19 protein-coding genes are annotated in these 19612 nt (G+C 73.2%); 4 read left to right on the forward strand and 15 right to left on the reverse strand.

From position 1 onward, the window contains the following. Window positions 1–8: 8 nt before the first annotated feature. From ACWEEU_RS14860 to bioB, 12 genes are all read right to left on the reverse strand, one after another. Entirely contained in the window at window positions 9–806 is a 798-nt protein-coding gene (locus ACWEEU_RS14860) for an SGNH/GDSL hydrolase family protein (RefSeq protein WP_451732282.1), read from the reverse strand. A gap of 295 nt (window positions 807–1101) precedes the next feature. Further along, the gene (locus ACWEEU_RS14865) at window positions 1102–2115 is read right to left on the reverse strand and encodes a hemolysin family protein (RefSeq protein WP_451732285.1); all 1014 of its coding nucleotides are present in this window, start codon (window positions 2113–2115) and stop codon (window positions 1102–1104) included. Continuing rightward, a complete protein-coding gene (locus ACWEEU_RS14870) occupies window positions 2112–3467 on the reverse strand; it encodes a hemolysin family protein (RefSeq protein WP_385739828.1) in 1356 nt (451 codons plus the stop codon). Before ACWEEU_RS14870 ends, ACWEEU_RS14865 begins: the two co-directional genes overlap by 4 nt. A gap of 166 nt (window positions 3468–3633) precedes the next feature. Then, the gene (locus ACWEEU_RS14875; protein ID WP_451732288.1) at window positions 3634–4059 is read right to left on the reverse strand and encodes a GNAT family N-acetyltransferase; all 426 of its coding nucleotides are present in this window, start codon (window positions 4057–4059) and stop codon (window positions 3634–3636) included. 66 nt (window positions 4060–4125) lie between these two features. Continuing rightward, window positions 4126–5820 carry a DEAD/DEAH box helicase gene (locus ACWEEU_RS14880; protein WP_385739822.1) on the reverse strand — a complete coding sequence of 565 codons (1695 nt, stop codon included), beginning with the start codon at window positions 5818–5820 and terminating at the stop codon, window positions 4126–4128. Between the two features lie 195 nt (window positions 5821–6015). Beyond that, window positions 6016–6897: a TIGR03621 family F420-dependent LLM class oxidoreductase gene (locus ACWEEU_RS14885; RefSeq protein ID WP_451732292.1), complete on the reverse strand. Its 882-nt coding sequence runs from the start codon at window positions 6895–6897 to the stop codon at window positions 6016–6018. Between the two features lie 82 nt (window positions 6898–6979). Then, window positions 6980–9547, reverse strand: coding sequence for an ABC transporter permease (locus ACWEEU_RS14890; RefSeq protein ID WP_451732295.1), 2568 nt, complete (start codon window positions 9545–9547; stop codon window positions 6980–6982). Between the two features lie 4 nt (window positions 9548–9551). Continuing rightward, a complete protein-coding gene (locus ACWEEU_RS14895; RefSeq protein ID WP_451732298.1) occupies window positions 9552–10364 on the reverse strand; it encodes an ABC transporter ATP-binding protein in 813 nt (270 codons plus the stop codon). Window positions 10365–10555: 191 nt separating this feature from the next. Beyond that, entirely contained in the window at window positions 10556–11245 is a 690-nt protein-coding gene (locus tag ACWEEU_RS14900; RefSeq protein ID WP_451732301.1) for a class I SAM-dependent methyltransferase, read from the reverse strand. 124 nt (window positions 11246–11369) lie between these two features. Further along, window positions 11370–12104, reverse strand: a complete 735-nt coding sequence (gene bioD, locus ACWEEU_RS14905) for a dethiobiotin synthase (protein ID WP_451732304.1) — start codon at window positions 12102–12104, stop codon at window positions 11370–11372. A gap of 1 nt (window position 12105) precedes the next feature. Beyond that, window positions 12106–13386 carry an adenosylmethionine--8-amino-7-oxononanoate transaminase gene (locus ACWEEU_RS14910; RefSeq protein WP_385739802.1) on the reverse strand — a complete coding sequence of 427 codons (1281 nt, stop codon included), beginning with the start codon at window positions 13384–13386 and terminating at the stop codon, window positions 12106–12108. After that, window positions 13379–14611 carry a biotin synthase BioB gene (gene bioB, locus ACWEEU_RS14915; protein ID WP_451732307.1) on the reverse strand — a complete coding sequence of 411 codons (1233 nt, stop codon included), beginning with the start codon at window positions 14609–14611 and terminating at the stop codon, window positions 13379–13381. Before bioB ends, ACWEEU_RS14910 begins: the two co-directional genes overlap by 8 nt. 147 nt (window positions 14612–14758) lie before the next feature. Between bioB and ACWEEU_RS14920 the strand changes: the two genes are divergently transcribed. Together ACWEEU_RS14920 and ACWEEU_RS14925 are read left to right on the forward strand one after the other, a co-directional pair. Further along, a complete protein-coding gene (locus tag ACWEEU_RS14920; protein ID WP_451732310.1) occupies window positions 14759–15907 on the forward strand; it encodes an 8-amino-7-oxononanoate synthase in 1149 nt (382 codons plus the stop codon). Window positions 15908–16069: 162 nt separating this feature from the next. After that, window positions 16070–16528 carry an ATP-binding protein gene (locus ACWEEU_RS14925; RefSeq protein ID WP_451732313.1) on the forward strand — a complete coding sequence of 153 codons (459 nt, stop codon included), beginning with the start codon at window positions 16070–16072 and terminating at the stop codon, window positions 16526–16528. Window positions 16529–16586: 58 nt separating this feature from the next. Here ACWEEU_RS14925 and ACWEEU_RS14930 read toward each other — a convergent pair whose 3' ends face one another. From ACWEEU_RS14930 to ACWEEU_RS14940, 3 genes are all read right to left on the reverse strand, one after another. Beyond that, window positions 16587–17060, reverse strand: a complete 474-nt coding sequence (locus tag ACWEEU_RS14930; RefSeq protein ID WP_366803071.1) for a C40 family peptidase — start codon at window positions 17058–17060, stop codon at window positions 16587–16589. A 659-nt stretch (window positions 17061–17719) separates the two neighbouring features. Beyond that, window positions 17720–18025, reverse strand: a complete 306-nt coding sequence (locus ACWEEU_RS14935) for a hypothetical protein (RefSeq protein ID WP_385739791.1) — start codon at window positions 18023–18025, stop codon at window positions 17720–17722. Window positions 18026–18032: 7 nt separating this feature from the next. After that, window positions 18033–18653 carry an ATP-dependent Clp protease proteolytic subunit gene (locus ACWEEU_RS14940; RefSeq protein ID WP_385739789.1) on the reverse strand — a complete coding sequence of 207 codons (621 nt, stop codon included), beginning with the start codon at window positions 18651–18653 and terminating at the stop codon, window positions 18033–18035. A 207-nt stretch (window positions 18654–18860) separates the two neighbouring features. Between ACWEEU_RS14940 and ACWEEU_RS14945 the strand changes: the two genes are divergently transcribed. Both ACWEEU_RS14945 and ACWEEU_RS14950 read left to right on the forward strand, forming a co-directional pair. Beyond that, on the forward strand, window positions 18861–19133 hold the full coding sequence (locus tag ACWEEU_RS14945) for a type II toxin-antitoxin system Phd/YefM family antitoxin (protein ID WP_385739787.1): 273 nt from the start codon (window positions 18861–18863) through the stop codon (window positions 19131–19133). Window positions 19134–19301: 168 nt separating this feature from the next. Then, on the forward strand, window positions 19302–19604 hold the full coding sequence (locus tag ACWEEU_RS14950; RefSeq protein ID WP_385739785.1) for an urease subunit gamma: 303 nt from the start codon (window positions 19302–19304) through the stop codon (window positions 19602–19604). Window positions 19605–19612 lie beyond the last annotated feature (8 nt).

The raw sequence follows: 19612 nt of genomic DNA on the forward strand, positions 1-19612 counted from the left end.
GGAGGAACCTACAAGGAGCCCGTGAGGTCCTCGTACGGCAGCAGGTCGGGGCGCTTGGCCGGCCGTCCGTCGCCCGAGGAACGGCCGGTCAGACGGCGGCCTATCCACGGCAGGAGGTACGTCCGCGCGAAGCGGGCGTCCGCCACGCGGCGGTCCATCCAGCCCGGCAGCGGGGTGGGCGGCATCGGGGTGTGCCAGTCGGCGTCCTCGGGCTCGTAGCCGAGCGACTGCCACACCGCCTCCGCGACCCTGCGGTGGCCCTCGTGGGTGAGGTGGAGCCGGTCCACGTCCCACATCCGGGGGTCGGACAGCGAGGCCGCGCCGTACAGGTCGACGACGACGGCGCCGTGCTTCTCCGCGAGCCCGTCCACGCAGTCGAACAACTCCTCCATGCGCGGCCGGAACCGTTCGAGCACGGGGCCCTGGCGGCCGGGGCTGCGCATCAGCACGAGCTGCTCGCAGTGCGGCGCCAGCCGCTCGACCGCCTCGGTCAGCAGGCCCTTGACCCGGCCCATGTCGCACTTGGGCCGCAGGGTGTCGTTCAGCCCGCCGACCAGCGTGATCACATCCGGCCGCATCGCGGCCGCGAGATCCACCTGCTCCTCGACGATCTGCCCGATCAGCTTCCCCCGCACCGCGAGGTTGGCGTACCGGAACCCCGGCTGCCGTGCCGCCATCCGCGCGGCGAGAAGATCGGCCCATCCCCGATAGGACCCGTCGGGCAGCAGATCCGACATCCCCTCGGTGAAGGAGTCGCCGACGGCGACAAGGCTGGTGTGCGCGGGAGGCGTGGAATTCGTGTGCATGGCGAAAGCGATGGTATCCCTGCCCCGCATACTCACCGGTCGGTACCCCCACGGTGCCCTGCGCGGCGCGGCTGCGGTCCCTGGTGCCGCTCCGTCCGTCCGCCGCCGCACCCCCTGCCGCCGTGCCGGTTCGTCCCGCCGGCGGTCGGCACGCGCGCCGGGCGCACGGAACGCGCGCCACTCCGCCGGGCCCCGCGCCGCCCAGGTCCGCGTCGCTCCAGCCGAGCCCGACCCGCAGGGGCGCCGAACTCCAGGTGCGTCGCAGGGTCCCGCCCCCACCGCCGGACGGCACCCCTCACGCCGTCTGGCCGAACAGCTCCCGCAGTACGTCCTCCATCGTCACCAGTCCCGCCAGTCGCCCGTCCTCCCCGATCACCGCCGCCACGTGGGTCCGGCTGCCGCGCATCGCCGTGAGGACGTCGTCCAGGGGACTGGTCTCGCGGATACGGGCGATGGGGCGCATGTCGGCGAGGGGGAAGGGCATGTCGCGGGGAGAGGCGTCGAGGGCGTCCTTGACGTGGAGGTAGCCGACGATGCGGCGGCCGTTGTCGACCACCGGGAAGCGGGAGAAGCCCGACTCGGCGGAGAGGCGTTCCAGTTGTTCCGGAGTGATGCCGACGCGGGCGTAGACGACGCGTTCCAGGGGGACGACGACGTCGCGGACCGGGCGGCTGCCGAGTTCGAGGGCGTCGTGGAGGCGTTCCTGGGCGCGGTCGTCGATGAGACCCGCCTCGCTGGCGTCCTTGACGATCTCGGCCAGTTCGGTGTCGGTGAAACTGGCCGCCACCTCGTCCTTGGCCTCGACGCGGAGCAGCTTCAGCAGGCCGTTGGCGAAGGCGTTGACCGTGAAGATCACCGGGCGCAGGGCGCGGGACAGCGCGACCAGCGGAGGCCCGAGCAGCAGCGCGCTGCGCACCGGCTCCGCGAGCGCGATGTTCTTCGGGACCATCTCCCCGAGCAGCATGTGCAGATACGTCGCCAGCGTCAGCGCGATCACGAACGACACCACGTGCCCCGCGCTGGAGGGCACGCCCACCGCGTGGAACACCGGCTCCAGCAGATGCGCGATCGCGGGCTCCGCGACCACACCGAGGACCAGGGTGCACAGGGTGATGCCGAGCTGTGCCGCCGCGAGCAGCGCGGAGACGTGCTCCAGACCCCACAGCACCCGACGTGCCCGCTTGTCGCCCTCCTGGGCCAGCGGCTCGACCTGGGAGCGCCGCACCGAGATCAGCGCGAACTCGGCGCCCACGAAGAAGGCGTTGACGACCAGCGTCGCCAGTCCGATCAGAAGCTGTACTGCGGTCATCGCGCCCCCTCCGTCCGCTCACCGTGTTCCGCCCCGCCCCGGACCGTGCCCCACGGCGCGTGCAGCCTCACCCGCGCGGCCCGGTGCCCGGAGGCGTCCGTCACGTCCAGCCGCCAGCCGGCGACCTCGACCCGGTCCCCGGCCTCGGGTATCCGGCCGAGCCGGGTCGCGACGAGCCCGGCCAGCGTCTCGTAGGGCCCCTCGGGCACCCGCAGCCCGATGCTCGCGAGCTGATCGGTGCGGGCGGCGCCGTCCGCCGCGTACACCAGACGCCCCTCGTCGTCGGTGCCGTCGGGCGCGAGGTCGGGCGTCTCGTGCGGGTCGTGCTCGTCGCGGACCTCGCCGACGACCTCCTCCACGATGTCCTCCAGCGTCGCGACGCCCGCCGTGCCGCCGTACTCGTCGATGACGACCGCCATGGTGCGGCGGCCGGACAGCCGGTCCAGGAGCCGGTCCACGGTCAGGGACTCCGGCACCAGCAGCGGGTCGCGCATGATCTGCGTGACCGAGCGCACCGGCCGGTCCCCGGCAGGCACCGCGAGCACGTCCTTGATGTGCGCGACACCCACCACCGCGTCGAGACCGCCCCGGTACACCGGGAAGCGCGAAAGCCCGGTCGCACGGGTCGCGTTCGCCACGTCCTCGCAGGTCGCCTGGGTGTCCAGGGCGACGACCTGCACGCGGGGCGTCATCACGTTCTCCGCCGTCAGGTCGGCCAGGTTCAGCGTGCGCACGAACAGCTCGGCGGTGTCCGCCTCCAGCGCGCCCTGCCGCGCCGAGTGCCGGGCCAGCGCCACCAGTTCCTGCGGTCCGCGCGCCGAGGCCAGCTCCTCCGCGGGCTCCAGACCGAAGCGGCGCACCACGCGGTTGGCCGTGTTGTTCAGATGGGTGATGAACGGGCGGAAGACATTGCTGAACCACCGCTGCGGCGTCCCCACCCGCTTGGCCACCGCCAGTGGCGAGGAGATCGCCCAGTTCTTCGGCACCAGCTCGCCGACGACCATCAGGAACACCGTGGAGAGGGCCGTGCCCAGTACCAGCGCGACCGAACTCGCGGTGGTCGCCGACAGACCCATCGACCGGAACGGCCCCGACAGCAGCTTGGCGATCGACGGCTCGGCCAGCATACCGACCACCAGGTTGGTCACGGTGATGCCGAGCTGCGCGCCGGAGAGCTGGAAGGTCAGACTGCGCACGGCCTTCAGCGCACCGGAGGCCCCGCGTTCGCCGCGCGCCGCGGCCCGCTCCAGCTCGCCGCGCTCGACCGTGGTCAGCGAGAACTCGGCCGCCACGAAGGCGCCGCAGGCGAGCGACAGCAGAACCGCCACCACAAGGAGCAGCACTTCGGTCATCGGGTCACCCCCGTCCCATGATCGGGCACCGGGGCGCGGAACGCGCGATGTCGCGTACTGGGAGGCTCGCCCATGGGCGGACGCTCACAACCTTTCGTCGAAGACCGGATGACACCTACAGGGTAAAGGAAAAGCAAAGCGTCCGTGCGGCCGGGCCGGTCCGGCCTCAGGACGTCAGCGGCTTCACCCAGCGGCGCCAGTGCTCCTCGGGCACGTACCCCGCCGCGCCCCAGGCATGGTGCGCCGTCTCGTTGCGCACCAGCACCATCGCGTCCGCCCGGCGCCCGCCGAGCGCGGCGAACCGCCGCTCCGCCGCCTCCAGCAGCGCGCTCGCGATGCCCCGACGTCGGTGGTCCGGGTGCACGGCGAGGCGGTACGCCGAGCAGCGCCAGCCGTCGAAACCCGCGATGACCGTCCCTACCAGTGCCCCCGCGCGCTCCGCGAGCAGCAGTGCCTCGGGGTCCGTCGCGAGGAGCCGGGCCACTCCCTCCCGGTCGTCACTGATGCTCGTGCCCTCCGCCGCCTGCCGCCAGAACTCCAGGACGGCGTCGATGTCGGGGACGGCGGCGGGCCGGATCTGAAGATCGCTCATGTCCCCCGACCCAACCAGAACGCCGTCCGGCCGGGCCAGAGGATTTCCCCTGCCGGTCCCTTCGGCTCAGCGCTGTTCCCGCTCCCGCCGGACCTGCGCCCGCCGCCCCTTGATCGAGGCACCGCGCAACGCGTGGATCACGTCCTCCGCCGCCTCGTCGGGCACCTCCACCAGCGAGAAGCGGTCCGCGATCTCGATCGAGCCGATGTCCCGCCCGTCCAGCCGCGACTCCCCGGCGATGGCGCCCACCAGGTCCTGCGGCCGGATGCCCGCGCTGCGCCCGGCGCCCACGAACAGCCGCGTCATCCCCGGCGAGGAACGCCGCGGCGCCCGGCGCCCGCGCTGGCCCCGGTCCTGGTCCCGCCGGTCCCGGCCGCGATCACGGTCCCGGTCACGAGGCGTGATCTCGGGAATCTCCTCCTCGTCGAAGGCGGCGCCGCCCGACTCGTGCGCCAGCTTCACCGCAGCCAGCGCCACGTCCATCACGTCGAACTCGTCCCCGAGGGTCTCCACCACCACCCGGAACCGCTCCAGGTCCTCGTCGTCGAGCAGACTCTCGTGCAGCGCCGCCCGGGTCAGCTCCAGGCGCCGGGCCCGCAGGTCCGCCACCGACGGCACCTTCTCCAGCGGCACCTTCCGCCCGGTCACCCGCTCGATCGTCTTGAGCATCCGGGACTCGCGCGGCTCCGCCAGCGTGATCGCCACGCCCTCGCGGCCCGCGCGGCCCACGCGCCCGATCCGGTGGACGTACGACTCGGGCGCCGAGGGCACGTCGTAGTTGATCACGTGCGTCAGATGCTCCACGTCGATGCCGCGCGCCGCCACATCGGTCGCCACCAGCAGGTCCGCCGTACCGCTGCGCAGCCGCCCCATCACCCGGTCCCGCTGCTCCTGGCTCAGCCCGCCGTGCAGCGCCTCGGCGCGGTAACCGCGGCCGTTCAGCGTCTCGGAGAGCTGGTCCACCTGGTCGCGGGTGCGGCAGAACACGATCGCCGCCTCCGGCGACTCCACGTCGAGCAGCCGCCCCAGCGCGGCCGGCTTCTGGTTCCGCGCCACGACGTACGCCGACTCGCGCACCCGGGGTGCCTCGCCCGGCGCGGGCGCCTCCCGCTCGATGCGCACCCGGACCGGGTCGCTGAGGTGCTTGCGCGCCATGGAGTCGATCCGCGCGGGCATCGTCGCCGAGAACAGCACCGTCTGCCGCTCCTCGGGCAGATGCTCCAGGATCGCGTCGATGTCCTCCGAGAAGCCCATGTCCAGCATCTCGTCGGCCTCGTCGAGGACGACCGTGCGCAGGTCGTCCAGCTTCAGCGTGCCCCGCGCGATGTGGTCGAGCGCCCGGCCCGGTGTCGCCACCACCACGTCCACGCCGCGCTGCAATTCGCGCAGCTGGCGTCCGATGGGCTGGCCGCCGTACACCGGCAGGACGCGTACGCCCAGGTCGGTGCCGTAGCGATGAACCGCCTCCGACACCTGGATGGCCAGCTCGCGGGTCGGCGTCAGCACCAGTGCGGAGGGCCCCCCGCCGCGCTTGCCGCCGCGCGCCAGGCGCTGGATCAGCGGCAGCGCGAACGCGGCGGTCTTGCCGGTGCCCGTCGCCGCCTGCCCCAGCAGGTCGTGCCCCGCCAGCAGCGGCGGGATCGCCTCCTGCTGGATCGGGGTGGGCTCCTCGTAGCCGAGCGCGGTCAGCGCCCCCACGATCTCGGGGGCCAGTTCGAGATCGGCGAAGCCGACCTGCCCGTCGCCGGTGTCTGTCGTCATGGCGCATCCCTCTTCCGGAAGGCGGTAGCGGGGGCGCCCGGCGGCCCCGACGCGCGCTGCGCCGGGACGCCCGCAGGACGTACGGCCGCGTCCGGGCCGTACGGGCTCCACACCGCGCCCGGGCGCACCCCGTGCGGGTCACGCGGTACGGAAGCATGTATACCGTCTCGAAACGGAACGAAAACCCCGAATGGTCTAGGCGTCCGCGGCCCGCAGCCGCTCCAGCACCGGCGCGAACACCTCCAGGTACGGCTCCAGCACGGTCAGATACGAGAACCCGTACCGCTCCCGCAGCGCGAGCGCCTTCGCCACGACCTCCTCCAGCGAGCCGACCAGGACGACGGGCAGCTCCAGCGCCTCCTCCAGGGACAACTGCGGCTGCCGCTCCAGCAGCGGGCCGAGCGCGGCCGCGGGATCGCCGGTGACGGCGACGGTCTGGATCAGCAGGTTCCGCTCCGCGGCCACGGCACGGTCCGCCGCCAGCTCCTCGTAGCGGGCCACGCGCTCGGCCACCTCCTTCGCCGGGAGCGCGCGCAGTCGCCCGCCCACCATCCGTGCCCCGGTGAAGCCGACGACGTCCGCGTGCGCCACCCCCAGCGGCAGCGTGCGCTCGCCGTCGCCGCCGATCAGCAGCGGCACCCGCTCCTGCACGGGGTGGAACCCCGCCTCGCCGGAGCCGAGCAGCCGCTCCAACTCCTCCACCGTGCGGCGCAGATGGTCCGCCCGCTCCTGCGGGGCACCGAACGGCAGCCCGGCCCGCTCGTGCTCGGCGCGGACGTACCCGGTACCCAGGCCCAGCTCCAGACGCCCGTCGGTCAGCGCGTCCGTGGTGGCGACCTCGCGGGCCAGGAGTGCGGGGTTCCACAGCCCCGCGTTGAGCACCAGCGTCCCGAGCCGGGGCCGCTCGGTCACCGCCGCGGCCGCCACCAGCGCGGGGAACGGCGCGACCATGCCGAGATGATCGGGGACCAGGATCACGTCGTACCCCAGTTCCTCCGCCAGCCGACATCTCGCCCGCCACTCGGCGCCGGGCGACGGGGCGAGCATGTTGACTCCGAACCGGAACGGGCGAGGCATGAACTCTCCTGGGTCTGAGGCGAGTTGCGCTGACCCTGCGATTCCATCACGGCGCGCACCCGGCCGGGGCCGAACGCGGGGCTCACTCGTGCGCGATGGCCGCCAGCACGTTCATCCGCGAGGCGCGCAGCGCCGGGAGCAGGGCCGCGACCACGCCGACCACCGCCGCGCCGATCACCACGGCGACGATCGTGCCCCAGGGGACGGCCAGTTCCTTCAGACCGCGCAGGGCCAGGACCTGCTGGCCGCAGACGCCCCAGACCAGGCCGAGGGCGAGTCCGAGGACCGCGCCGAAGACCGCGATCACCACCGACTCCAGCCGGATCATCCGGCGCAACTGCCGCCTGCTGAGCCCGATCGCGCGCAGCAGGCCGATCTCGCGGGTGCGCTCCACGACCGAGAGGGCGAGCGTGTTCACCACGCCGAGCACGGCGATGACGATGGCGAGGCCGAGCAGGGCGTACACCAGGTAGAGCAGGACGGAGATCTGGTCGTGGACCAGCTTCTTGTAGTCGGCCTGGTCGCGCACCTGTACCTGCGGGAACGGCTTGAGGGAGGAGTTCAGCGCGCCGCGCAGCTCGCTCGCGCTCGTGCCGGGGGAGGCGTTGACGTAGAGGGAGGAGTCCTGGGCGCCGGGCACGTGCTTCTCCAGGGTGCCCAGGCCGAAGAAGACACCGCCCTGGGTGCCGAAGCCCTCGCCGGTGTCCAGGTTGGTGAGCGCGCCGACCGTCAGCGTGGCCCGCCGTCCGCCCGGGAACTCCACCGGGAGCACGCTGCCGACCTTCACCCGGTGGTCCTTCGCGAACCCGGCGTCCATCGCCAGATGCCCGTCCGCCAGCGCGGCCGCCGTCCCACCCTGGGTGTAGGCCAGATGGGCGACCTGGTCGAGGTGCGGGCCGTACCCCGCGGCCGCCGTCTCCACCCGCTTGCCGTCGGGCAGCCGCAGCGCCAGCGGGGTGAGCCGCTGCCGTACGACCAGTCCGACACCCGGTGTGCCCTCGACCGCGCGGGTGACCTCCTTGGTGAACGGCGTGAAGTTCTGGCTCTGCACGACGTAGTCGGCGCCCAGCGTGCGGTCGATCTGCCGGTCGAACGACGCCGACATCGACGCGCTCGCCACCGACATCCCGCCCACCAGCGCGAGCCCCACCATCAGCGCGGCCGCAGTGGCGCCCGTACGGCGCGGATTGCGCAGCGCGTTGCGCTGGCTCATCCGGCCCACCGAGCCGAACAGCGCCGGGAAGGCCGCGCCGAGCACCCGGATCACCGGGCGTACCAGGAGCGGCCCGGCGACCACGGTCGCGATCAGCGTCAGCACCACACCGAGCCCGAGCAGCGAGGCCGCCGTGACGGTCCTGTCCGACGCCACGCACCCGGCCAGCGCGGCCGCGCCGGCCACGCCGACGACCCCGCCCGCGACGGCCCGCGCGGTCAGCGGCTTGTCGACGCCCGCGATCTCGGCGTCCGAGAGCGCGGCCATCGGGGAGACGGTCGCCGCGCGCCGCGCGGGCAGATACGCGGCGACGAAGGTGACGCCCACCCCGACCACGTACGCCGCCACCGGGGTGCCCCAGCCGATCACCATCTCGGTGGCCTTCAGGTTCATCCCGAACGCGCTCATCAGCCGGATCAGCCCGTAGGCCAGCCCGATCCCGGCCGCGAGCCCCAGCGTCGAGCCGGCCACCCCGAGGAGCAGCGCCTCCAGGAGCACCGAGCGGCGCACCTGCCGCCGGTCGGCGCCCAGCGCCCGCAGCAGGCCCAGCTCGCGGGTGCGCTGCGCGATCAGCATCGAGAAGGTGTTGACGATGAGGAAGATGCCGACCAGGACGGCGATCCCGGCGAAGCCCAGCATCACGTACTTGATCACGTCGAGGAAGCCGCCGAGGTTCGCCGCGGCCGACTTCGCCTGCTCACCGGCGGTCTTCAGGTCGTAGTGCCCGGGGCCGACGGCCGTCGCCACCCGGCTCTTGAGCACCTTGTCGTCGACGCCCGGGGCCGCGTCCACCGAGATGGCGGTGGCTCGGGTGTCCGAGCCCAGCAGCTCGCGCGCGGCCACCGCCGGGTCCAGGAAGACCAGGGCCGCGCCGGGATTGGTCGTGGTGAACGTGGCGATGCCGACCACCCGGACCCGGAAGGTCCCCGGCTGCGCCTGCACCGTGAGCGTGTCACCGACCCGCACGTGCTTCTTGCTCGCGGTGTCCGCGTCCAGCAGCGCCTCGCCCGCACCGCGCGGGGCGTGACCCGAGGTCAGCTCGACCGGGCTGCGGTCGGTGAGGTACCAGGCCATGGCGATGGTGGGGGCGCCGGTCGTCGGACCCACCGACTTGTCACGGCTGTCGACCACCACGACGTTCTGCACGGACACGTCCGCGTGGGCCGAGGCCACCCCGGGCACCTTGGCGACCTTGTCCCGCAGCGCGGCCGGAACGGTCTGCACGGCGCCGCCCGGCACCGGGGAGCGCAGGTCCTCCTTCGGGCCCACCGTCACATCGGCCGCCGTCGACGCGAAGAGCCGGTCGAAGGTCCGGCTCACCGTGTCGGAGAAGATCAGGCTGCCCGCGACGAACGCCACGGACAACAGGACGGCCAGCGCGGACAGCGCGAGGCGGCCCTTGTGCGCCAGGAAGCTTCTCAGCGTCGCCTTGAGCACCGGATCAGTCCTCCTGCGCCACGGCGTCGTCGCCGATCCGGCCCCGCACCACGTCGAACGCCTTCATCCGCTCCAGCACGGCGTCCGCGGTCGGCCGCTCCATCCGGTCCACGATCCTGCCGTCGCCGAGGAAGAGCACCAGGTCGGAGTGGGCGGCGGCGCCCGGGTCGTGGGTGACCATCACGACCGTCTGCCCCAGCTCGTCCACCGCCCTGCGCAGAAAGCCCAGCACCTCCAGACCGGCCCGCGAGTCCAGGTTCCCGGTCGGCTCGTCGGCGAAGATCAGCTCGGGCCGGGACGCCAGCGCCCGCGCACAGGCCACCCGCTGCTGCTGACCGCCCGAGAGCTGCGAGGGCCGGTGCTTGAGGCGGCCGCGCAGCCCCAGGGTGTCGATCACCTGGTCCAGCCACTGTTCGTCGGGCCTGCGGCCCGCGATGTCCATCGGCAGCGTGATGTTCTCGGCCGCGTTCAGCGTCGGGATCAGATTGAACGACTGGAACATGAACCCGATCCGGTCGCGCCGCAGCCGGGTCAGCTCCTTGTCCCTCAACCCCGTGATCTCGGTGTCCCCGAGCCACACCTGACCGGCCGAGACGGTGTCGAGCCCCGCCAGACAGTGCATCAGCGTGGACTTGCCCGAGCCGGAGGGGCCCATCACGGCGGTGAAGCGGCCGCGCGCGATGTCCACGTCGACCGAGTCCAGGGCGATCACGGCGGTCTCGCCCGAGCCGTACGCCTTGGTCAGCCCGCGCGCCCGGGCCGCGGTGCCCTGCCCCGGCTCGGCCCCCGGCACATTCTCCTCGGCAGATGTGAACAAGACCGCCTCCAGGTCACCTAGACGTCCCACTCCTTGCCCCAGCCGAGCCTAGTGTGACCCGCCCCACATCCGCTCCGCTTCACGGCACTGGTGGGAGGGGAGATCGGGGGCCTGGAGCGCCGGGCGCGCGGGGCGGGGCACGCGCGCCGTGACGGTCACCGCACTGACCCTTCCGGGTGGGCCACCGCCCCTCACGTCACGGGCCCCGGGCGCCGAGCCGCGCCCAGGACGCCGTACGACCACGGCAGCTTCGGCCCCCGGTCCGGGAGGCGCACATGGTGGTGGGGGCCGACGGCGAAGCCCGCCTCGCGCAGCGCGGTCAGCGGGGCCCCGGACAGATGGCAGCCGCCGGCCAGGCGGGGCCACACCGTGTGGTCCAGGGCGCGCTGGGCCGCCCGCATCACGTGCCCGCCGCCCCGGCCGTGCTCCAGGAAGCGGACCTCGCCCCCGGGCTTGAGCACCCGCCGCACCTCCGCCAGCGCCCGCCGCACGTCCTGGACACTGCACAGCACCAGGCACAGCACGGCCGCGTCGAACGACTCGCTCTTGACCGGCAGCGCCTCGGCCGTCCCCGGTACGACATCCACCGGTACCTCCGCCCGCAGCGCCGCCCGGAGCGCCAACCGCCGGAGCAGCGGCTCCGGTTCGATCGCCACGACCTCCGAGACGGCCGACGGGTACCGGTCGAAGTTCAGCCCGTTGCCCGCGCCGATCTCGATCACCCGCCCGGAAACCCCCGCGAGCAGCCGCTCCCGCAGCTCGGCCAGGCCCAGCCGCGTGTCCGCGCTCGCGCTGAGGCGCGCCCAGCAGCGGGCGAACAGCGGATGGTGGACACCGTCGGGGCCCGCCGCCCGGCCGGAGCGGGTCGAGGACAGTCGCATGGCAGCCTCCCGGGGAACGGTCCCGCCTTCACGGCGATTCTTCCCGAGGGCGCACGGAATGTCCCCTCCTCGCGGACATGCGTCCGGATACGGCCCCGGTGCGCCCGGTCCCGACACCGGCCGGCTAGGGCGCGTCTCCCTGGAACGCCGCCTGCCGTTCCCGGAAGGCCCCCGCGTCCCACTCCCCGCTCAACCGCGCCGACAGCCAACTCGGCGCCTTCGCACGGAAGTCGGCGGGCGACAGCGCACCCGCCCCGGCCGGGATCGCGCCGAGCAGCGGAGCCCCGGCCACCTCCGGCAGATCGGCCACATTGCAACGCGCGGCCAGGTCCGGGTCCCTGGGCCAGGAGCCGATCACCACCCCGATCAACTCAAGCTGCCGAAGCCGCAGTTCGCGAGCCGTCAGCTCCGTGGAGTTGAGCGTGCCGAGCCCCGCCGGAGCCACCACGAGCACCGGCGCGCCCAGCAGCACCGCCGCGTCCGCCAGCGTGCCGCCCGCCGCGTCGAACCGTACGAGCAGCCCGCCCGCGCCCTCCACCAGCACCAGATCGTGCTCGGTCGCCAGCTTGGCCGCCGCCTCCGCCACCTCCTGCGGCCGCACCGGAGCCATACCGGCCCGCCGCGCCGCCGTACCCGGCGCCAACGGCTCCGGATAGCGGGCGAGTTCGGACGCGGCGACCGGGCCCGCGAGCCGGGCCACCTCGTCGGCGTCCCCGCGCTCGTCGGGGCGTACGCCCGTCTGCGCGGCCTTCAGCACGGCCACCGAACGCCCCGCGGCGAGCGCGGCCGCGGCGACGGCGGCGGTCGTGACCGTCTTGCCGACCTCCGTGCCCGTGCCCGTGATCACCAGTACCGGCATGTCATCCCTCCCGCGCCGCGGCGCACACCGCGCGCGCGATCCGTGCCACGTCCGCGTCGTCCGTGACGTACGGCGGCATCGTGTAGACCAGATCGCGGAACGGGCGCAGCCACACGCCCTCCCGCACGGCGGCGCGCGCGGCCGCCGCCATGTCCACCTCGTGGTCGAGCTGGACCACCCCGATGGCACCGAGGACGCGCACGTCCCGCACGCCGGGCAGCCCGGCAGCCTCCGCCAGACCGTCGCGCAGGCCGCTCTCGATCCGCTTCACCTCCGTCCGCCAGTCCTGCCCGAGCAGCAGCTCGACCGAGGCGCACGCCACGTTGGCCGCCAGCGGATTGCCCATGAAGGTCGGCCCGTGCGCGAGCACCGGCACCTCGCCGCGCGAGATCCCCTCGGCCACCCGCGCGGTGCACAGCGTCGCGGCCATCGTGAGATAGCCGCCGGTCAGCGCCTTGCCCACGCACATCACGTCCGGGCTCACCCCCGCGTGCTCCGCCGCGAACAGGGCGCCTGTGCGGCCGAACCCGGTGGCGATCTCGTCGAACACCAGCAGCACGCCGTGCGCGTCGCACGCCTCGCGCAGCACCCGCAGATACGCGGGGGAGTGGAACCGCATCCCGCCCGCGCCCTGCACCACCGGCTCCACGATCACGGCGGCCAGTTCGTCCGCGTGCCGCTCGACCAGGGCGCGCAGATGGTCCGCGTACGACTCCTCGTACGCGGCGGGCGGCGCGTCCGCGAACACCTGGCGCGGCAACGCCCCGGACCACAGCCCGTGCATCCCGCCCTCCGGGTCGCACACCGACATCGGGTGCCAGGTGTCGCCGTGGTAGCCGCCGCGCCAGGTCAGCAGCCGCCGCTTGGCCGGTCGGCCCAGCGAGCGCCAGTACTGGAGGCACATCTTGACGGCGACCTCGACGGACACCGAGCCGGAGTCCGCGAGGAAGACGTGCTCGAGACCTTCCGGCGACATGTCGACAAGGAGCTTCGCCAGCCGGACGGCGGGCTCGTGCGTGAGCCCGCCGAACATCACATGGCTCATCCGGTCCAGTTGCGAGCGGGCCGCCTCGTCGAGCACCGGGTGCCGGTAGCCGTGGATCGCGGACCACCAGGACGACATACCGTCGACCAACTCGCCGCCGCCGTCGGCCAGTCGCAGCCGGACCCCGCTCGCCGACTCCACGACGAGCGGTTCGGCGCGCCCGGGCATCGGACCGTAGGGGTGCCAGACGTGCCGCCGGTCGAGGTCCAGCAGTTCGGCCGTGCCGAGGTCAGGCATTGGGCGCGAGGTCGGTTCCGGCACCACGGCGGCGTACGGCGACCAGGTCGGTACGGGGGGTGTCGGCGGCGGGCCTGGCCTCGGCCGGGGTTTCCGTCTCGTCCGGGGCGGTCGCCTGCGCCGGGGTCTTCGCCGGTGCGGAGTCCGCCGTACCGCACACACCGTGCGAACCGCAGCCGCCTTCACCGGCAGCGCCCGGACCACAGCCGCCTCCGCCCGCCGCCCGGTGCTCCGGCAGTGTCACCTCGTCCGCGCCCTCCACCTCGAACCCGGCGTCCGCGATCATCTCCAGGTCCGCCTTGCCCGCCTGGCCCTCGCTGGTCAGGTAGTCGCCGAGGAAGATCGAGTTGGCGAGGTGCAGCGCCAGCGGCTGGAGCGTGCGCAGATGGACCTCACGGCCGCCCGCGATGCGCACCTCCACGTCCGGGCAGACGAAGCGGACCATCGCGAGGACGCGCAGGCAGCGCTGTGGGGTGAGGTTCCACTCCTTGGCCAGCGGGGTGCCCTCGAACGGGATCAGGAAGTTCACCGGAACGGAGTCCGGGTCCAGCTCGCGCAGCGCGAACACCACGTCCACCAGGTCCGCGTCGCTCTCGCCCATGCCCGCGATCAGCCCCGAGCAGGCGGAGAGCCCGGCCGCGTGCGCCTTGTGCACCGTGTCCACCCGATCGGCGTACGTGTGGGTGGTGGTGATGTCGCCGTAGGTGGCCTCGGAGGTGTTGAGGTTGTGGTTGTAGGCGTCGGCGCCCGCCGCGCGTAGCCGCTCGGCCTGGCCGTCGGAGAGCAGGCCCAGACAGGCGCACACCTCCACGCCCTCGTTCTGGTCCTTGATCGCCTTGATGGTCTCCGAGACCCGGTCCACGTCCCGGTCCGTCGGCCCGCGCCCCGACGCCACCAGACACACCCGCTTGGCGCCCCCGGCCAGCCCCGCGGCGGCCGCCTCGGACGCCTGGTCCGGCTTCAGCCAGGAGTACTTGAGGATGCCCGCCGTCGAGCCGAGCCGCTGCGAGCAGTAGGAGCAGTCCTCCGGGCACAGACCGGACTTGAGGTTGACCAGATAGTTGAGTTTCACCCGCCGCCCGAACCAGTGCCGGCGCACCCTGCCGGCCGCCGCCACCACGTCGAGCAGTTCGTCGTCGGAGGTGGCCAGCACGGCGAGCGCCTCGGCCCGTGTCGGCGTCTCGCGCCGAAGTCCCTTGTCCACCAGCGTGTTCAGGAGGTCCATGGGGCCCGATCCTGTCCTACGGCACCGCCCCGGGCCAAGGAGACTTCACACAACAGACGCCGTTCGGAGTGTGGGTATTGCCACATCATGGGCGGCCGCGTGGGCCGCTAGTGTCTGTCCGCTACCTACAAAAGCACCGGAGGACCCATGGCGTTCGGCTGGATCGACGAGGAGGCCGGGGCCCGCCGCCGCGCCGGACTGGTACGCACCCTGCGCCCCCGCCCCTCCGACTCCCCGCTGCTCGACCTCGCGAGCAACGACTACCTGGGCCTCGCCCGCCACCCCGAGACCACCGAGGGCGCCGTACGCGCCGCCCGCGCCTGGGGCGGCGGCTCCACCGGCTCCCGCCTGGTCACCGGCACCACCGAGCTGCACACCGAGCTGGAGCGCGAACTCGCCGCCTTCTGCGGCTTCGAGGCCGCCCTCGTCTTCTCCTCCGGGTACGCCGCGAACCTCGCCGCCGTCACCGCGCTCGCCCCGCACGGCTCGCTGATCGTCTCCGATGCGGGCAACCACGCCTCGCTCATCGACGGCTGCCGGCTCGCCCGGGGCACCACCCAGGTCGTCTCCCACGCCGACCCGGAGGCGGTGGACAAGGCGCTCGGCACCCACCGGGGCGCCGCCGTCGCCGTCTCCGACACGGTCTTCTCCGTGGACGGCGACGCCGCCCCGCTCGGCGCCCTCGCGGCCGCGTGCCGGGCGCACGGCGCCGGACTGGTGGTGGACGACGCCCACGGGCTCGGCGTCCTCGGCGACGGCGGCCGGGGCGCGCCGCACGCCGCAGGACTCGCGGGCGCCGGCGACGTGGTGGCCACCGCCACCCTCTCCAAGTCGCTCGGCAGTCAGGGCGGCGTGGTGCTCGGCCCGGAGCGGGTCATCGCCCACCTCGTGAACACGGCCCGTACGTTCATCTTCGACACCGGTCTCGCCCCCGCCTCCGTCGGCGCCGCCCTCGCCGCGCTGCGGCTGCTGCGCCGCGAGCCCGAACGGGCCGCCCGGGCCCGCGCGGTCGCCACCGAGCTGCACACGCGCCTGACCGCCGAGGGCCTGGACGCCGTGCGTCCCGACGCCGCCGTGGTCTCCGTACGCGCCCCCTCCGCGTCCGACGCGGTCGAGTGGGCGGCCCGCTGCCGGGCCGCCGGTCTCGCCGTGGGGTGCTTCCGGCCGCCGTCGGTGCCGGACGGGGTCTCCCGGCTCCGGCTGACGGCTCGGGCGGACCTGACGGGGCAGGAGATCGCGCGCGCGGTCCGCGTGATCGGCGAGACCCGGCCGCAGGTCTCGCGCGGGAGAGAGTGAGCCGGGCGCGCGCCGGAGTGCGTCGCGCGCCTCAAATCCGTTCTCGCGTCGCACAGTTCACCGCATCGGGCGATAGATATGTGCATATATCGGGGGTTGGTGCCCCCGACCGGTCCGGTGGTGGCAGGCTGACCGCCCAGCGTGGAAAGGGACGACGTCGCCATGGCAGACCATCTGGAAGCATCCGTCACTCTTCCGAGTGAACCCGCCTCGGTCGCCACGGCCCGTACCTACGTCCTCGGCGTGCTGGCGCAGTGGGGTCTGCCGTCGGACACGGAGGACGCCGACACCGTACGGCTCATCGTCTCGGAGCTGGCGACCAACGCCGTGCAGCACACCTTCGGCCAGTCGCCCACGTTCACCGTGGACCTCGTCCTCGTGCGGGACGAGTGGCTGCGCGTCGGCGTGACGGACAGCCACCCCCGCTTCCCCAGACGGCTGCCCGCGGCGGTGCAGCAGGACAACGGGCGCGGGATGGTCATCATCCGGTGCCTGACCGCCGAGTGCGGGGGCAGGCTCCGGGTGCACTCCACCCGCGAGGGCGGCAAGACGGTCGCCGTCGAGCTGCCCTGGACGGCACCGGCGGGGCCCTGGACGGCGGCGGCGCGTCAGGAGCCGTAACCTCGCCGGGGAGTGGTGGCCGCGGCCCGGGAGGACCGCGGCCGCGCTCGACGCCGGGTCAGTTCACCCGGCCGTACCAGACGCTCTTGGTCCAGATCTTCTGCAGGCGCACCACGTCCCCGGTCTTCGGGGCGTGCCAGATCTTGCCCTTACCGGCGTAGATCCCGACGTGGTAGACGCTTGATCCCGAGTGGAAGAACACCAGGTCGCCGGCCTTGCGGTGGCCGGCCGAGATGTGGTGCGTCTTGTTGTACTGCTGGGCGGCGGTGCGGGGCAGCTTCTTGCCCGCCTTCTTGAACGAGTAGAGCGTCAGCCCTGAGCAGTCGAACCGGCGCGGCCCGGTGGCCCCATAGCTGTACGGGGAACCCTTCTTGGACGCCGCGACCTGGAGCGCCTTCGTCGCCGTGGTCGCGGCGGAGGCCTCGGTGGCCAGCCCCGGTACCGCGATCGAGCCGCCGACCGCGGCCAGGGTGAGGGCCGAGGCGGTGCCGGCCCGGGCCATGAGCGACGGGACACGATTGAGCGCAGTCATGCGCAACCCTTCGTCAGCCGCCTGTGAAGGATGACCTGTCGGATTCGGGCTGGCGAAGTTGCCCGGCCGTGTCGCCACGGCTTCACCCCAAGGGCCACTCGGCACGACCGCCCGCTGCTCGCGAACGTCCGTCCCGGCGACCCGTCTTGCTCGGGTCCTCCACTCCTGCCGATGCACTCCTGTCGACCGGTCATCCGGGCGGCGGCAGGACTCGGCGTCCGCCCGGACCGCCCCGCCGCTGTGGCGGGGGCTTGTCGTCAGACAGGGATCTTCACGTACTGGGGACCGAAAAACCCAATGGAATCGGCGGTTTGTGGTGTTACTCACCACTCACCCGTTCGGGTGGACAGTCCAGTTTCCGAACGTCCGTCAGACCCCGGACGTAGCCCCGGACCTGGGGCGCGAGGGCCCTTCGCGGCCCCGTGGTGCCCGTGCCGCGCAAGTCGGAGGCCGCGGAAACCCGGGTGGAGATACCACGGTCGGCCGTACCACGTTCGGCCCGTTTCGGCTCCCCGAGTGGCGGCGTCCTCGACACGCGGGGGCCGGCGGGGGTGCCGGGTGTCCGGGCCCGGTGCCGTGGTCGGGCGGGAGCGCGGCGGGGGTGGGAACGGACGGCGTGCCGGACCGGGGGAAGTCCGGCGGTATTCCGGCGCGTCGGGTCACTTCCCGTCGCCCGGCGGGAGCACGACCCGCGCGGTGCGGCGTTCGCCGTCCAGCAGGCGGAGCGCGCGTGCCAGCGTGCTCCCGTGCAGCTCCGTCTCACCCCGCTGGTGCATCAGCGTGAGCGCGTCCCGCAGCTCTGTCGCCTTGCGCACGAGGGCCTGTGCGGCGCGCAGACCGCTGTAGGTGTCGTCCTGCCGGGCGGGGTTGATCCGGCCGAGCAGCTCGGCCGCCTCCAGGTAACGGTCGATCAGCTCGCCCTCGGCGCGGGTCAGGGCGGGCAGCGGCGGAAGGTCCGGCAGCACGGCGCGCTCACCGGGCGCCGGTGGCGCGGCTCTGGACGATCTCGTCCGCGAGGCCGTAGGCGACGGCGTCCCGCGCGTCCAGCACCAGCCCGCGCTCCAGGTCGGCGTGCACGCGCTCGGCGCCTTGCCCGGTGTGCCGCACGAGTATCTCCTCCAGCAGCGCCCGCGTCCGGCCCAGCTCCTCCGCCTGGATCAGCAGATCGCTCGGCTGCCCGTGGGCGGGCTCGCCCAACGCGGGCTGCTCCAGCACGACCCGCGCCCCGGGCAGCACGCACCGCTTCCCCGGCGTCCCTGCCGCGAGCAGCACCGCCGACGCGGCGGCCACCTGGCCGAGGCAGTAGGTCGCCACGTCGCACGAGATGTACCGCATCGTGTCGTACACCGCGGTCATCGCGTGGAACGAGCCGCCCGGGCTGTTCAGATACAGCGTGATGTCCCGCTCCGGCGCGGTGTGTTCCAACTGCATGAGCTGCCCGATCACATCGGCCGCCGCCGTGTCGTCCAACGGCGTCCCCAGAAACACGATCCGCCCCTCGAACAACTTGGAATACGGATCGAGCGTGCGCGGTCCCGTGGTACCGCGCTCGGTGAACTCGGGCAGGACGTATCGGGCAGACGAACGGGACATGGGCGTAACCCTCCTGACGAACGGGCCGGTGACGGGCCCTCGCTTCTGTAAAAAATGTACAGGACGTACGGGATCGACGTGCTGCATGACGGCTACTCAAATGTGTTGCGCCCGACGGGGGTTCAGGTGAGCGACGGCTCTGCGGGTCTCATGGGGGTGCACCCCGGGATCCACCCCCCATTTCGGGCGGCGCCTAGACTTGCCCGCATGGCCTATGAGATTCCGGTGACGCAAGCCAGGGCTGAGCTGGCGGATCTGATCAACCGGGTGGTGTACGGCGGGGAGCGGGTGGTGGTGACCCGGCACGGGAAGCCGCTCGTCGCGTTGGTGTCCGCCGCCGATCTGGAGCGGCTGGAGGCGTTGGACGCGGCGGAGCGGGAGCGGGTCGTCAGTTCGGTGTCGCGGGTGGGCGAGAGCGGGCCGGGGGTGCGGCAGCGGTTCGGGATCGCGGCGGAGCACAGGGGGCCGGGGGCGCCGTAGGGGTGGGGAGCGAAGGCTCGCGGGAAGTGCGCCGGTTAACCTCGCTGAAACGCCCGCGAACTAGCCTTCCCCCCACGCCACCAGGGGCTTTCCGGTCGAGCTGGAGCCGTGAGGTGGCCGCGGCAACCGGACCCCGCACGGTCCGGAGCGAGGACTGTGAGGTGGGACGTGCAACTGACCCCGCACGAGCAAGAGCGGCTGCTGATCCATGTCGCGGCGGACGTGGCCGAGAGGCGCCGGGCCCGAGGGCTGAAGCTGAACCACCCGGAGGCCATCGCGCTCATCACGTCGCACATCCTGGAGGGCGCCCGCGACGGCCGCACCGTGGCCGAGCTGATGTCCTCCGGCCGTAAGGTCCTCACCAGGGACGACGTCATGGTGGGCGTGCCCGAGATGATCCACGACGTCCAGGTCGAGGCGACCTTCCCGGACGGCACCAAGCTCGTCACCGTCCACGAGCCGATCGTCTGAGGGGCGCC

Source organism: Streptomyces sp. NPDC005004 (assembly GCF_053600675.1).